The sequence below is a fragment of the Flavisphingomonas formosensis genome (assembly GCF_009755815.1).
Lineage (GTDB): Bacteria > Pseudomonadota > Alphaproteobacteria > Sphingomonadales > Sphingomonadaceae > Flavisphingomonas > Flavisphingomonas formosensis.
This window is the reverse complement of sequence record NZ_WRPK01000010.1, coordinates 284,220-299,512: the sequence shown is the minus strand read 5'-3', so window position 1 is coordinate 299,512 and position 15,293 is coordinate 284,220. Positions and strand designations below refer to the sequence as shown.

At 67.2% G+C, this 15,293-nt stretch carries 12 protein-coding genes; 8 read left to right on the top strand and 4 right to left on the bottom strand.

Features of this window, described 5'->3' with window-relative positions; translation table 11 throughout:
• Positions 1–7 precede the first annotated feature (7 nt).
• The 8 genes from GQY20_RS25010 (at position 8) to GQY20_RS24975 (ending at position 10,734) form a co-directional block, all read left to right on the top strand.
• On the top strand, positions 8–1,312 hold the full coding sequence (locus GQY20_RS25010) for a sugar MFS transporter (protein ID WP_157219865.1): 1,305 nt from the start codon (positions 8–10) through the stop codon (positions 1,310–1,312).
• Between the two features lie 2 nt (positions 1,313–1,314).
• Entirely contained in the window at positions 1,315–2,589 is a 1,275-nt protein-coding gene (locus GQY20_RS25005; RefSeq protein WP_157219864.1) for a cation:proton antiporter, read from the top strand.
• A gap of 155 nt (positions 2,590–2,744) precedes the next feature.
• Entirely contained in the window at positions 2,745–5,234 is a 2,490-nt protein-coding gene (locus GQY20_RS25000; protein WP_269769780.1) for a glycoside hydrolase family 3 protein, read from the top strand.
• Positions 5,235–5,244: 10 nt separating this feature from the next.
• Complete coding sequence (gene zwf, locus GQY20_RS24995) at positions 5,245–6,702, top strand: glucose-6-phosphate dehydrogenase (RefSeq protein WP_157219862.1); 1,458 nt, start codon at positions 5,245–5,247, stop codon at positions 6,700–6,702.
• A 159-nt stretch (positions 6,703–6,861) separates the two neighbouring features.
• Entirely contained in the window at positions 6,862–8,682 is a 1,821-nt protein-coding gene (gene edd, locus GQY20_RS24990; RefSeq protein WP_157219907.1) for a phosphogluconate dehydratase, read from the top strand.
• A 2-nt stretch (positions 8,683–8,684) separates the two neighbouring features.
• Positions 8,685–9,644, top strand: a complete 960-nt coding sequence (locus GQY20_RS24985) for a glucokinase (RefSeq protein WP_157219861.1) — start codon at positions 8,685–8,687, stop codon at positions 9,642–9,644.
• On the top strand, positions 9,644–10,270 hold the full coding sequence (eda, locus tag GQY20_RS24980) for a bifunctional 4-hydroxy-2-oxoglutarate aldolase/2-dehydro-3-deoxy-phosphogluconate aldolase (RefSeq protein ID WP_157219860.1): 627 nt from the start codon (positions 9,644–9,646) through the stop codon (positions 10,268–10,270). The genes GQY20_RS24985 and eda overlap by 1 nt, the downstream gene beginning before the upstream one ends.
• 191 nt (positions 10,271–10,461) lie before the next feature.
• Positions 10,462–10,734, top strand: coding sequence for a TFIIB-type zinc ribbon-containing protein (locus GQY20_RS24975; protein ID WP_157219859.1), 273 nt, complete (start codon positions 10,462–10,464; stop codon positions 10,732–10,734).
• A 311-nt stretch (positions 10,735–11,045) separates the two neighbouring features.
• Here the strand turns inward: GQY20_RS24975 and GQY20_RS24970 are convergent, their stop codons facing one another.
• The 4 genes from GQY20_RS24970 to GQY20_RS24955 all read right to left on the bottom strand — a co-directional run bounded on the left by GQY20_RS24970 (position 11,046) and on the right by GQY20_RS24955 (position 15,280).
• A complete protein-coding gene (locus GQY20_RS24970) occupies positions 11,046–11,441 on the bottom strand; it encodes a nuclear transport factor 2 family protein (RefSeq protein ID WP_157219906.1) in 396 nt (131 codons plus the stop codon).
• Between the two features lie 68 nt (positions 11,442–11,509).
• Entirely contained in the window at positions 11,510–13,516 is a 2,007-nt protein-coding gene (locus GQY20_RS24965) for a M3 family metallopeptidase (RefSeq protein WP_157219858.1), read from the bottom strand.
• Between the two features lies 1 nt (position 13,517).
• Positions 13,518–14,333: a transglutaminase-like domain-containing protein gene (locus GQY20_RS24960; RefSeq protein ID WP_157219857.1), complete on the bottom strand. Its 816-nt coding sequence runs from the start codon at positions 14,331–14,333 to the stop codon at positions 13,518–13,520.
• Entirely contained in the window at positions 14,327–15,280 is a 954-nt protein-coding gene (locus tag GQY20_RS24955) for a transglutaminase family protein (RefSeq protein WP_157219856.1), read from the bottom strand. The genes GQY20_RS24960 and GQY20_RS24955 overlap by 7 nt, the downstream gene beginning before the upstream one ends.
• Positions 15,281–15,293: the final 13 nt, after the last annotated feature.

Sequence of the window (15,293 nt, the reverse complement as noted above, 5' to 3'; positions counted from 1 at the left end):
CTAGGTAATGGCATTGGCATCCACCACCGCGGGCGGCAGCGCCGCCGAGACGACCGGCTCGGTCGCGAGCCTGCGTTGGTTCGTCTTCGCGCTGTTCTTCATCTTCGGCGGGATCACCAGCCTCAACGACGTGCTCATCCCCAAGCTGAAGGGGCTTTTCTCGCTTTCCTATCATCAGGCGATGCTGGTCCAGTCGGCCTTCTTCGCCGCCTATTTCATCGTGTCGCTGCCGGCGGCGATGATCGTGCAGCGTGTCGGATATCTGCGCACGGCATCGGTCGGGCTGCTGACGATGATGGCCGGATGCCTGCTTTTCGTGCCGGCGTCGGGAGCCGGCACCTTCGGCCTGTTCCTCACCGCCCTGTTCGTTCTCGGATCGGGCATCACCATCGTGCAGGTGGTGGCCAATCCACTGATCTCGATGCTGGGGGAGCCCCGGACGGCGCACAGCCGCCTCACTTTCGCCCAGGCGTTCAACTCGCTCGGCACCACCCTCTTTCCACCGGTAGGATCGATCCTGATCCTCGGATCGCTCGCCACGGTCGATCCCGCGACGCTTTCCGGCTCCGCGCTCGCCGCCTTTCGCGTCGCGGAGACGCAGACCATCGTGCATACCTATCTCGGCCTCGCGGCCGCGCTGCTGCTAATCGCAGCGGTGGTCTGGATGGGGCGCAACCGTCTGCGCGAGGCGCAGGCGCAGGATAATATCCTCCAGGCGTTCGGCCTGCTCAAGCGGCCGCGCTTCGCGTTCGGTACACTCGGCATCTTCCTCTATGTCGGGGCCGAGGTCTCGATCGGTTCGCTGCTCGTCAACTATCTCGAGCAGTCCGACGTGCTGGCTCTGAATGCAGAGTCCGCCGGCAAGCACCTGATCTTCTACTGGGGCGGTGCGCTGATCGGCCGTTTCATCGGCGCCTATGTGCTGCGCATCGTTCCGCCCGCCAAGGTGCTGGTGACGGTGGCGTGCGGCGCGATCGCGCTGATCCTGCTGTCCGCCAACAGCGGCGGGGCGCTTTCCGGCTGGGCACTGCTCGCGGTCGGGCTGACCAATGCAATCATGTTCCCGACCATCTTCAGCCTCGCCAGCGAGGGGCTCGGCGCGCGCGCCGCGGAGGGATCGGGCATCATCTGCATGGCGATCGTCGGCGGTGCGATCGTGCCGCTGATCACCGGCAAGGCAGCGGACATGACGACCTTGCGCACGGCACTCGCAGTGCCGGCCATCTGCTACATGCTGATCGCGCTGTTCGGCTTCTATTGCCGCAGCCATCCCACGCCCGACGCGGATGTCGACCCGCCGGCCGAGGCCTGAGCATGACGGCGTCGGTCCACCAGACGGAGCAGCTTCTCTTCACCGTGCTGCTCCAGCTCATCGTGATGATCGGCGCGGCGCGAGCGATGGGCACGGCGTTCCGCCGTCTGGGGCAGCCGGCGGCGGTGGGAGAAATCGTCGCCGGGCTGATGCTCGGGCCGTCGCTGTTCGGCCATTTTTTCCCGGCGGCTTCGATCGCCTTGTTCGGTGCGAAGCCCGATCCGGCGATCACGATCCTGAGCCAGATCGGGCTGGTGCTGCTGATGTTCCAGATCGGCTGCGGCTTCGAGTTCGAGCGGCTGCACGTCGCCCGGCTGCGCCGGCTGACGCTGGCCATCGCCATTCCCTCCGTCGCGGTACCGTTCGCACTCGGCCTGCTGATCGGCACCTTTTCCGCCGCGGCGCTGGCGCCAGGCATCGATCGCACCATCTACAGCCTGTTCTGCGGCGTCGCGCTGGCCATCACGGCAGTGCCCATCCTCGGCCGCATCCTGATCGAGCATCGTCTGGAGCGCGAGGAGATCGGCGTCGTCGCCATATCGGCGGCTGCGATCAACGACGTCGCAGGCTGGGTGATGCTGGCGCTGATCTCCGCCTATGCGTCCGCGCAGCTTTCGCCGGGGCAGGTAGCGTTCCAGATCGGCGGTCTCCTGCTGTTCGTCCTGGCGCTGCGCTTCCTGCTCGCTCCGCTCGCCGATCGGCTGGTCCGCCAGTTCCCGCTGCGCGACGGGCTGATGCCAGCCAATCTGCTCGCCATCCTCGTCTGCCTCGCCTTCCTGCTCGCCATCTGCACCTTCCATCTCGGCATCTTCGCGATCTTCGGCGGTTTCGCGGCGGGCCTGCTCTTTCATCGCCATGCCGAGATCGCCGCGGCGTGGAGCCGGCAGGTGGGCGGTTTCGTGCTGGTCTTCTTCCTGCCGATCTTCTTCACCTTCACGGGGCTGCGCACCAATGTGCTCGGGCTCGGCGCGCAGGATCTGCCCTGGCTGATGCTGATTCTCGCCGCAGCGATCCTGGGCAAGATCGTGCCGACCTATGTCGTCGCGCGCCGGTCCGGTATCGCCGGACGGCCAGCGCTCGCGCTCGGCACGCTGATGAATACCCGCGCGCTGATGGAGCTGATCGTGCTCAACATCGGCCATGAGCTCGGTTTCCTGCCGCAATCCATGTTCACCATGCTGGTGCTGATGGCGGTCGTCACCACGCTGATGACCGGGCCGCTGCTTCGTTTCCTGCTGTTCCGCTCCGATGCCGCGTCCGTGCGCGTCGAGGCCTGATCTTGGATGATATGATGAAGAGTGTGCGATTGTTTAATCCTCCCCCAAAGCGGGAGGGGGACCACATGGAGTGCTGCAAGCGTGGCGTAGATGGAGAGGGGAACCCCTCCACCGGGCTACGCATGGTCTCCCTCCCCCTTTGGGGGAGGATGATTATGGCAACCCTGCTCACCGTGACGGTGGGAACCGTCCAGGCTGCCGACACGCTCTCCCCGGTCGCGCATCCCGTGCTCTGGCCCGCCGTCAAGGCCCGCCCATCGCGCAACCCGGCGATCGAGGCGCGTATCGAGCGCCTGCTCGCGGCGATGAGCGTCGAGGACAAGGTGGGGCAGCTCATCCAGGTCGATATCGGCAGCATCACACCGGCGGACGTGCGGACGTGGAAGATCGGTTCGGTGCTGAACGGCGGCAATTCCGGGCCCTATGGAGACGATTTCGCGCCACCCGCCAAATGGCTGCAGCTCGCCGACGAATATTATGACGCGTCGATGACGCGCAGCGACGGCCGCCCGAAGATTCCGATCATCTGGGGCACGGATGCCGTGCATGGCAATAACAACATCGTCGGCGCGACGCTGTTTCCGCACAATATCGGCCTCGGTGCCGCGCGGGATCCCGGGCTGATCCGCGAGATCGGCGCCGCCACGGCGCTCGAGACGGCGGCGGCGGGGCTCGACTGGACCTTCGCGCCGACGCTCGCGGTGGTCCAGGACGATCGCTGGGGCCGCACTTATGAGAGCTATTCGGAAGAGCCGGAGATCCCGGCCTCCTATGCGGGCGCGATGATCGAAGGCGTGCAGGGCAAGGTGGGCACGAAGGATTTCCTCTCGCCCCGCCATGTCATCGCGACGACCAAGCATTTTCTCGGCGACGGTGGCACCGGGGGGCGCGACCAGGGCGATACGCGGGTGAGCGAGGAGGTGCTGCGCGACGTCCATCTCGGCGGCTATCCCGCCGCGCTCGAGGCCGGCACCCAGTCGGTGATGGCCAGCTTCTCGAGCTGGAACGGCGAGAAGATGAGCGGCAACAAGAGCCTGCTCACCGGTGTGCTGAAGCAGCGCATGCATTTCGACGGCTTCGTCGTGGGCGACTGGAACAGCCATGGCCAGGTGGCCGGCTGCACCAACGAGAGCTGCGCCCAGGCGATCAACGCCGGGCTCGACATGTTCATGTATTCCGGACCGGACTGGAAGCAGCTCTACACCAACACGCTGGACCAGGTGAAAGCGGGACAGATCCCGATGACGCGGCTGGACGATGCGGTGCGCCGCATCCTGCGCGTCAAGTTGCGTGCGGGCCTGTTCGAACGCGGGCGGCCGTCCTCGCGCGCGATGGCTGGCAAGTTCGATCTGATCGGCTCGCCCGCGCATCGCGCCCTGGCCCGGCGCGCGGTGCGCGAGTCGATGGTGCTGCTCAAGAATGAAGGCGTGCTGCCGCTCAAGCCGCGGGCGAACATCCTGGTCGCGGGCGAAGGCGCGGACAGCATCAGCCAGCAGTCGGGGGGCTGGTCGATCACCTGGCAGGGAGCGGATGTGCCCAACTCCGCCTTTCCGCACGGGGAATCGATCTGGACGGGCATCTCCGCGGCGGTGCGAGCGGCCGGTGGCACGGCGACGCTCGCGCCCGATGGCCGCTATGCGCAGAATCCCGATGCGGCGATCGTCGTCTTCGGCGAGCAGCCCTATGCCGAATTCAAGGGCGATCGGCCGAACCTGGAATTCAACCCCGACGACAAGGCCGACCTCGCCCTGCTGCGCAAGCTGAAGGCGGCGGGCATCCCGGTCGTCGCGGTGTTCCTCTCCGGGCGCCCGCTGTGGGTGAATGCCGAACTCAACGCCTCCGACGCCTTCGTCGCGGCCTTCCTGCCGGGCACCGAGGGAGCGGGCGTCGCGGACCTGCTGTTCCGCCGGCCCGACGGTACCGCCGCTTATGATTTCAAAGGGCGGCTCAGCTTCTCCTGGCCCAGGCGACCCGATCAATATGTGCTGAACCGGCGGGATCCCGGCTATGATCCGCTCTTCCCGATCGGCTACGGGCTCAGCTACGCCCGGCCCGGCCATGTCCCCGCGCTGGACGAGAACCGCCCCGCCGGAATGGCGAGCGGCACGCCGACGCGTTTCTTCGGCCGGGGCCGGCTGCCGGATGGCTGGTCCTGGTGGACGGCGGCGCCCGGCGCGATCGGGGCGCGGCTCGATGCCAGCGGTGCGGGCGGCACGCCGTCGATCGCGGTGAGCGCCGTCGATCGCCGTGCCCAGGAGGATTCCCGGCGCTTCGCCTGGAGCGGAGGCGCGGAAGCGAGGATCGAATCCCCGCGTCCGCTCGATCTCACGCGCGAAACCAATGGCGAAATCAGCCTCGTGTTCGAATATCGTTTGGACGCCGTCCCCGCCGGGCCGCTCTCGATCGCCATGGGAACCACCGAGAAACGGGTCCCGATCCCGGTCGGAAAGGCCCTAAGCTCGGGCGCTGCAGGCGATTGGCAGACGCTGGCGATCCCCCTGCAATGTTTCGCGCGGCGCGGGCTGGACATGGGCCGGGTCACGGTGCCATTTGCGCTCGCCTCCGCGGGCAGGGTCACCATTTCCGTGTCGGATATCCGGCTGGACTATGTGTCGACACCGATGAGCCGCTGCGGCGACGAATAGGAGCGGAAACATGGTATCGGCACGCACGTTGCTCCTGTTCGGGGCGACGGGTGATCTGGCGCAGCGCATGCTGCTTCCGTCGCTGTTCGGACTATGGGCCGACCGGCTGATCGGTGCTGACTTCGAGATCGTCGGCACGGCGCGATCGAACGAGACCGACGAGGAATTCCGCGCGCTCGCCGCTGCAGCCCTCGAACGCCATCTCCCGGCCGAGCGGCGCGATGCGGGCGAGATCGGGCGCTTTCTGGAGCGGCTGCGCTATGTTCCGCTCGACCTGTCCGATCCTGCGGCGTTCGATGCGCTGCCTCGGGCGCTCGGCGATCGGGCGGCCGAGCCTGTCGCCATCTTCCTCTCCACCGCGCCGTCGCTGTTCGAACCGGCGATCGCCGGCTTTGCGCGGGCGGGGCTGGCGGGCGGCAATGTCCGCCTGGCGCTCGAAAAGCCGCTCGGGACCGATCTCTCATCCAGTCGCGCGATCAACGATGCCGTTGCTGCTTACTATCCCGAAGGCCAGACTTTCCGGCTGGACCATTATCTGGGCAAGGAGACGGTGCAGAATCTGATCGCGCTGCGCTTCGGCAATGCGCTGTTCGAGCCGCTGTGGAACACGGGCGGCATCGATCACGTCCAGATCACCGTTTCCGAGACGGTCGGCCTGGAAGGGCGGGGCGGCTTCTACGAAGGCACCGGCGCGCTACGCGACATGGTGCAGAACCATATGCTGCAGCTGCTCGCGCTCGTCGCGATGGAGCCGCCTGCTCGCTTCGATGCCGTGTCGATCCGCGACGAGAAGGTGAAGGCGTTACGCTCGCTCCGGCCGATCGGCCGCTCCGATGCGGCGACGTGCAGCGTGATGGGTCAATATGGCGGCGGCGCGATCGGTGGCGCGCCGGTGCCCGGCTATGTCGAGGAGCTGGGCCGCGATTCCGGCACGGAAACCTTCGTCGCGCTCAAGGCTCATATCGACAATTGGCGCTGGAAGGGAGTGCCCTTCTACCTGCGTACCGGCAAGCGTCTGCCGCGCCGCCATTCGCAGATCGTCGTCCAGTTCCGCGGCGTGCCCCATTCGATCTTCGACACGCGGGGTGCGGGGCTCACCGCCAACCGTCTCGTCATCAGCCTGCAGCCGGAGGAGAATATCCGGCTGACGGTGATGGCGAAGCAGCCTGGCCTCGACCGCGATGGGCTGCGGCTGCGCGAAGTGCCGCTCGACATCTCGCTGCCCAACGCCTTTGCCGGCACGCGGCGGCGCATCGCCTATGAGCGTCTGCTGCTTGACCTGATCGAAGGCGAGCAGACGCTGTTCGTGCGGCGTGACGAGGTGGAGGCGCAGTGGCAGTGGATCGATGGCATCCGTTCCGCCTGGGCCGCCGCCGGGACGCAGCCGAGCCTCTATATGGCGGGTACCTGGGGCCCCTCCGCCTCGATCGCGTTGACCGAGCGGGATGGGATCAGTTGGCATGAGTGAGCACGATGCCTTGCTTCGCGAACGCGCGGCCCTCATCCTTCTCCGAAGGACGAGGGGGAGCGACGGCAGGCGGGCCGGGATGCGCACGCCCCTGGCCGAAGAGACGGAGAGCCCTGCCTTTCGCTACGGGGAAGGTGCGGCAGCGATGGGAGCATGGCGATGACGCTGGACGCGACACTATCCGCGGTTACGGACCGCATCATCGAGCGATCGCGGTCCGGGAGGGCGGCCTATCTCGACCTGATCGCACGCGAACGGGATGGCGGCGTCGATCGCGGCCGGCTGTCCTGCGGCAATCTGGCGCATGGCTTCGCGGCGAGCGGCGAGGACAAGCCGGCGATCCGCGACGGGCGCGCGATGAACATCGGCATCGTCACTGCCTATAATGACATGCTTTCCGCGCATCAGCCCTATGGGCGCTATCCGGAGCAGATGAAACTGTTCGCGCGCGAGGTGGGCGCCAGCGCGCAGGTGGCAGGCGGCGTGCCGGCGATGTGCGACGGCGTGACCCAGGGGCAACGCGGCATGGAGCTGTCGCTGTTCAGCCGCGACACGATCGCGCTCTCCACCGCCGTCGCGCTCAGCCATGGCATGTTCGAGGGCACGGCGCTGCTCGGCATCTGCGACAAGATCGTGCCGGGCCTGCTGATCGGCGCGCTGCGCTTCGGCCATCTGCCGGCCGTGCTCGTGCCCGCCGGGCCGATGCCATCGGGCCTTGCCAACAAGGAGAAGCAGCGCGTCCGCCAGCTCTATGCCGAGGGCAAGGTGGGCCGGGCCGAGCTCCTGGAGGCGGAGGCCGCCTCCTATCATGGCGCGGGCACCTGCACCTTCTACGGCACCGCCAATTCGAACCAGATGATGATGGAGATGATGGGGCTGCACGTGCCCGGCGCGGCCTTCGTGAATCCCGGCACGTCGCTGCGTCAGGCGCTGACCCGTGCCGCGGTGCACCGGCTCGCGGAGATCGGCTGGGATGGCGACGACTATCGTCCGCTCGGGCACGTCGTCGACGAGAAGGCGATCGTGAACGCGGCGGTCGGCCTGCTCGCCACCGGGGGCTCGACCAATCACGCCATCCATATCCCGGCGATCGCCCGCGCGGCCGGCGTCGTGATCGACTGGGAGGATCTCGACCGGCTGTCGAGCGTGGTGCCGCTGATCGCGCGCGTCTATCCCAACGGGTCCGGCGACGTGAACCATTTCCAGGCGGCCGGCGGCATGGCGTTCGTGATCCGGACGCTGATCGAGGCGGGTCTGGTCCACGCCGACATCATGACGATCTGGGGAGAGGGGCTTGCCGCCTATGCCGCCGATCCGAAGCTGGAGGGCGAAGCGTTGCGCTGGGAGCCCGCGCCCGAGGCGCCGCTCGACGAGGCGATGCTGCGTCCGGTCTCCAATCCTTTTTCGCCCGACGGTGGCATGCGGCTGGTGCAGGGCAATCTCGGCCGGGCGACCTTCAAGACCAGCGCGGTCGATCCGGCGCGCTGGACGATCGAGGCGCCGGCGCGCGTCTTCGACGATCAGGACGATGTGGTGAAGGCGTTCAAGGCCGGCGAGCTGGAACGCGACGTGGTCGTCGTCGTCCGCTACCAGGGGCCGCGTGCCAACGGCATGCCGGAGCTGCACAAGCTCACTCCGTCGCTCGGCGTGCTGCAGGATCGCGGCTTCCGCGTGGCGCTCGTCACCGACGGGCGCATGTCGGGCGCGTCCGGCAAGGTGCCGGCCGCCATCCACCTGTCGCCCGAGGCGCTGGGCGGCGGACCGATCGCGCAGCTGCGCGATGGCGATCTCGTCCGTCTCTGCGCGAATAGCGGCCAGATCAGCGTGCTCGTCGACGAGGCGGAGTGGGCCGCCCGCGAGCCTGCCGCGCCCCCGCCGCCCGCCCAGGGGACCGGGCGGGAACTCTTCGCCTTCATGCGCCACGGTGCCGACGGGGCGGAGCAGGGCGCCTCGGCGATGCTTCACGCTGCGGGGCTCTGAGGATGGAAATCGTTGCAGTCGATCTCGGTGGCACCAACGCGCGCTTCTGCGTCGCGCGGCTGGACCGGGGCGGGCGTCCGGTGCTCGATACCCCCCGAAAATATCGCACGGCGGATTATCCGGGGCTGCCCGCCGCCTGGGAAGCGTTCGCACGGGATATCGGCGGGCGCGTGCCGAAGGCGGCCAGCATCGCGATTGCAGGGCCGGTGGAAGGCGAATTGATCCATTTCACCAACAGCAGCTGGACGATCCGTCCGGAAACCCTCGGGGACGAAATGGGCCTCGATCAGCCGCCGCTGCTGATCAACGATTTCGCGGCGATGGCGGCTGCGGTGGGTGTGCTCAACGACGACGAACTCGCCTATATCGGCGGCCCCGAAGGTTCGCTGCCGGCGGAGGGCGTGACTACCGTCATCGGTCCGGGAACCGGCCTCGGCGTCGCCCAGCTGCTGCGGCGTGACGGGCGGCGCATCGTGCTGCCCACCGAGGGAGGGCATCTCGATTTCGCCGCGCTCGACAGTTTCGAGGAGAAGCTGCTGTCGATGCTGCGTGAGCGTGTCGTACGCGTATCGACCGAGCGGATCGTGTCCGGCCCGGCGCTCGCCCGCATCCGCGAGGCGCTGGCCCGGCTTGGCGGCGAGGCGATCGTGCCACAGGACGACGCGGCGATCTGGGAAAATGCGGTGAAGCGGACAGACAAGCTCGCCGATCAGGCGCTCGATCGCTTCGTCATGTCGTTCGGCGCGGTCGCGGGCGATCTCGCCCTGGCGCATGGCGCGCATTCGGTGGTGATCACCGGCGGCCTTTCCAACCGCATCCGCGATCGTCTGGCCGGGCCGCTGTTCAATGACCGTTTTCGCGCGAAGGGCCGTTTCGCGCATCGCATGGCGAGCTTCCCTATCCGGCTTGCCATCCATCCCGAACCTGGGCTGCTCGGTGCCGCAGCCGCCTATCAGGAGTAATGCCTGTGACATCCGTCGAAAGCATCATGCGCCTCGCGCCGGTGATTCCCGTGCTGGTGATCCATGACGTCGCCCATGCCCGGCCGATCGCCGAGGCGCTGGTTGCCGGCGGCCTGCCCGCGCTCGAGGTGACGCTGCGCACGCCTGCCGCGCTGGACATCATCCGCGAGATGAAGACGGTCCCAGGCGCGGTGGTGGGCGCCGGCACGGTGATCGACCGCGCCGGCCTGGAGGCCAGCATTGAGGCGGGCGCCGAATTCATCGTTTCGCCCGGCCTTACCGACTCGCTCGGCCGCGCCGCGATCGAGAGCGGCGTCGCCTTCCTGCCCGGCGTCGCCACCGCGGCGGACATCATGCGCGGCATGGATCTGGGCCTCGGCCATTTCAAATTTTTCCCGGCGGAAGCCAATGGCGGCATTCCGGCGCTGAAGGCATTGGCGGGTCCGTTCCACACCGCCCGCTTCTGCCCGACCGGCGGGATCAGCGAAGCGAACCTGACCGACTGGCTCGCCATTCCCTCCGTGTTGTGCGCCGGCGGATCCTGGGTGGTGCCTGCAGGCGAGCCGGACGTCGCCGAGATTCGCGAACGCGCCGCCCGCGCCGTGCGGATCGCCGCAGGAGGCTGAGAGATCGGCGCCCCGCCTTGACGGCGGCGCGGGCACTACCCATGTTCGGCTCTGCGGGCCGGGCCCCTCTGGCGATCGTGCGCGATCGTGATGTCGGACCGCATCGAGTGCGCTCGATGCTGGTCGGACGACATATCGGTCATTCAACCATTCGGACGCACTCGGTTCATCGAACCGAGGAGTCGAAGACCATGTCCAATCCCGCCGTCGGAATGCCTTGCCCCGTGTGCAAGGTGCCATTGCTGATGAGCGACCGCCAGGGAGTCGAGGTCGACTATTGCCCGCAATGCCGCGGCGTCTGGCTGGATCGCGGCGAGCTCGACAAGATCGTCGAGCGCAGTGGCCCGCCTGCGCGTGCTCCCCAACTCCATCCCGGCGACGGCCGCGATCTCTGGAACCGCGGCCATGATCGGGACTACCCTAAGCGCCGCAAGAAATCCTTCATCGAGGAACTGTTCGACTGAATAAGGGCCCCGGGGCTCTGAGGATTTTCGAGGCGCGTGCCTACACTCGGCCGCCCTTTCGTACCGCAGCATTTTGGCCCCAAGTCGGTGTGCGTGGATAGCGGATGTGTCGCGCTGGCGTGCGCCTGCGGTTAAGCCTGAGCGGTGAGAGCGAGATAGATCGACGGCATGCCCGCGAAAGCTGGCATCGCTCTCAAAAAAGCACGCGGTTCGTGGTTGAGAGCGATGCCGGCTTGCGCTGGAATGCCGCACTCGGATCGTTCACCGGGTATTTGCAGCGCTTCCCGGTCGCGAGGAGGAACGAGTCCGCGTCAATCGACGAAGCGGATCTTCTCGGCTTCCCAGAAGGCGCGCAGCGAGGCGACCTTGTCGTCCGGCGTCTTGCAGTAATGGATGACGCAGGGGACCTCCATCTTGCGCTTGTCCGGACCGATGATGTGGAGCGTCACCACATTGGCGACCTCGTCGCCGCACAGATGGCTGGCATGGATCTCGAAGGTGACGTCCTCATTGGGCGCGATCGCGATGTCGTAGAAGCGCGCGATCGCTTCCTTGCCGCGATGCCCCTTGCCCTCGGGGTCCCAGTGCGACGGGCCGACCGGATCGGCGACGACGGCATCGTCCGCGAAGAGGCTCAGCCAGCCTTCTCGATCCTTGGCCTTCACCCGCTCGGCCGACATTCTGGAAAGATCGCGCGCCGTCACCATCATCCGCTCCTGTGATTCTTGGACTGAATCCAGCGATAGATAGTCCGGCTCGCCGGTCAAGCGCCCGATCAGGCGTCGACCAGCCCCCGTGCGCGCATCAGTGCCGCGCCATCGGGAGTGCGGCCGCGGAAGGCTATGAAGGATTCCATAGGCTCGCGCTTGTCGCCCTGGGCCAGCACCTCCTCGCGGAAACGCCGGGCCAGCTCGGGATCGAATATGTCGCCGCGCGCGGTGAAGGCCTCGAAGGCATCGGCATCGAGCACCTCCGACCAGAGATAGCTGTAATAGCCGCTGGCATAGCCGCCGTCGAAGATGTGCGTGAAATAGGGCAGGCGGTGGCGCAGCCCCACCGCCTCCGGCATGCCGAGCCGCGCAAGCTCCGCTTCGGCGAACGCCTTGACGTCGCGGCCGGCATCGGCCCGGCGGTGCAACGCGAGGTCGATCAGCGCGCAGCCGACCAACTCGACCGTGGCGAAACCCTGGCCATAGCTTTCGGCGTGGCGGATCGCGTCGATCAATGCGGCCGGCACGCCGAAGCCCGCCAGCACGCCGCGATCGACGATCCAATTCTCCATGAACTTGCTCGGAAACTCGACGAAGTCGCGTGACACCGCCGTGCCGGAGAGGCTGGGATAGGTGACGTCGGACAGCAGGCCGTGGAGCGCGTGGCCGAATTCGTGGAAGAGGGTGCGCGCCTCGTCGAGCGAGAGGCGCGTCGCGGCCGTATCCGGCGCGGGCGAGAAATTGGCGACCAGATAGACGATCGGGCGCACGTCCCCGTCCAGTCTTTCCTGTACCCTGAGACTGCCCATCCAGGCGCCGCCATGCTTGTCCGGCCGGGCGAGATAGTCGGTGAACAGCAGCCCGACCGGCTCGCCGCCTGCGCCGGTCACTTCCCAGGCCCAGACGTCCGGATGATAGCCGGCGATGTCCTCGCGATGGCGGAAGGTGAGGCCGTAGAGCCGGCTTGCCGCGTCGAAGGCGGCGGTGCGTACGGCATCGAGCCGCAGATGATGCTTCACCGCCGCACCATCGAGCGCATAGCGTTCGCGCCGCACCCGCTCGGCATAGAAGCGCCAGTCCCATGGTGCGAGGCGGAAGCCATCGCCGTCCGCGTCGATCAGCGCCTGCAATTCCTCCGCTTCCGCTGCGGCACGGGCCTTGCCCGGCTCCCAGAGCTGCAGCAGCAGTGCCTCGGCGGCTTCGGGCGTCTTCGCCATGCTTTCGGCGAGCTGGTAGGTAGCGTGGTCCGCATAACCGAGCAGCTTCGCCCGTTCTTCGCGTAGCGCCAGCGTCTCGGCGATGATCGGCCATGTGTCGTGCGAGCCGCCGTCGCAGCGTGAGACGAAGGCCCGCCAGAGCCGCTCCCGCAGGTCCCGCCGCGTCGAGAAGGCGAGGAAGGATTCGTAGTCGGCGCGGTCGAGCGTAAAATGATAGCGGCCGGAATCGCCCGCCGCCTCGGCCCGCGTGGCGGCGGCGGCGCGCAGCGCATCGGGCAGGCCGTCCAGATCCTCTTCGCCGAGCGCCATCACCCAGGCATTGGTGGCGGCCAATACGGTCTGGCCAAACTGGACCGAGAGGGCGGAGAGGCGCGCGTCGATCTCCGCAAACCTTGCTTTCTCGGCCGGCGGCAGCGCCGCGCCGCCGCGCACGAAGCCGAGATAGCTGTGCTCCAGCAGGCGCTTCTGCTCGGCGGACAGGCCGGCGAGTTCGCGTCCGGCATGCACGGCCGCGATACGCGCGAACAGCGCCGGATCATGGCCGATCGCGGTGCCGTGCGCGCTCAGCAGGGCTGCGACATCGCCCTCGATCGCCCGGATCGCCTCGCTCGAATGCGCGGAGGAGAGCGTCCAGAAGAGCCGCCGCACTCGGGCCAGCGTCTCGCCCGAGCGCTCGATCGCGGCGATCACATTCTCGAAATCGGGGGGCGCCGGATCATTGCCGATCGCTGCGATCTCGGCGCGATGCAGCGCGATCGCTGCGGTGAAGGCGGGCAGGAAATCCTCGGTTCGAATAGAGGCGAATGGCGGCGCCCCGAGCGGGCCGGCCCAGGGGGAGAGCAGCGGATTTGTCATGTCAGGCGACCGTCAGGACCTCGTCGGTGTGCACGATGAAGGAGGCGAGGATCGCGCGTCCGAAGGCGGTGGTCAACGCCGTATCGGTGGCATCGCGCCCCCGCGCCATGAGAATGCGGCCGATGCGCGGACGGGCGTGGCGGGCATCATAGGTGTACCATTCGCCGTCGATATAAACGTCGAACCAGGCACTGAAATCCATCGGCGCATCCACCGGCGGCACGCCGATATCACCGAGATAGCCGGTGCAGTAGCGTGCCGGGATATTCATGCAGCGGCACAGGGTGATCGCCAGATGGGCGAAATCCCGGCAGACGCCGATCTGCTCCTGGTAGCCGTTCCAGGCCGTGCGATCGGCACGGGCATGTTCGTAGCCGAAACGGATATGCTCGTGCACGAAGGCGACGATAGCTTCTACGCGCCCGCGGGCGGTATCGATCGCGCCGAATTCGGACCAGGCCACGTCCATCAATCGGTCGGTCTCGCAATAGCGGCTGCCGAGCAGGTAGAGGAGGATTTCGTCGGGCAGTTCCTCGACCGGCATTTGCGGGCCGTCCGGCGCGCGGACGTCGACTTCGCCGCTATCCTCGATCACGAAGTCCGCGGAAAGGGTGACGCCGCCCGGCGGTACGGTGAGCCGGGTGCAGATATTCCCGAACGCGTCCTCGAAATTATAGATGGGAATATCGGGAAAGGTCTCGATCCGCTGCGGGGTCTTGAGATCCTTGTGCCGCGAAGGGTGGATGCTGAGCAGCGCCATCATCGGCGTCGGCATCTCCGTCTCGAAACGAATCTCATAGCCTGCCCTGATCAGCATGTTTTGCGCTTCCTGGCTGTGCCGGCGATGCGGCTGTTGACGGCCCCGCGATGGGTCACGATGGTGGCGCTTTCGGCCGCCGCGATGTCCACTTCGACCTCTACATTCATCCCCAGATAGCTGGCCGGGAAGCCGCTCCAGGTGCCGGAGAGCGGCAGCGCCTGGTAGGGATCGCGGGCCACGGCGACGCGGACGAGGCCGCGATTGCCGATGATGCCGTTGGTGGGATCGAACTCCACCCAGCCCGCGCCCGGCAAGAAGATGCGCACCCAGGCATGGGTGTTGCCACCGCCGACGCGCCCTTCGCTGCGCGAGGGATTATAGACATAGCCCGAGACGAAACGCGCCGCGAAACCGAGCGCGCGCACCGCCTCCATCATCAGCACCGCATAGTCGCGACAGGTGCCGCTGCGCTTCTCGATCGTCTCGATCGGCGTCTGCGTGCCCTTCTCGTGCCGCGCGAGATAGGTGAAGTCCCGCTTGATGCTGAGCGCCATGTCGCTGAGCATCTGCACCGTGCCGGTCGTGCCGTCGTCCCTGACGAAGGTGCGCGCCCAGTTGTCGACGACGCGATAGGGATCGAGATGCTGGCGCTCGATCGAGCGCAGCAGGTCCGGCATGTCTTCCGAAGAATAGGTGAACGGGAACAGGCGGGCGTAATTCTCGACCTCGACGTCGGCATGGCCGAGCGGGGCGTGATCGAGCGTCACCTCGCTCAGCACCGCGAGGCGGGTGGCGCGCCGCTTGAACCGCGCGACGGCCACCGAATTGCCGAACACGTCATGCAGCCAGCGCAATTCCTGCGGGACCGGATCGATATCGAGATGCGCGTCGATCAGCCGTTGGTCATAGCTTTCGCGCGGCCGCATCATGATGCGATGCTCGCCGAAGGAAACCGGATGGCGGTATGTGTATTCTGTCAGGTGACGAATGGTCAGCACTGGCATCGGAGCGACATTC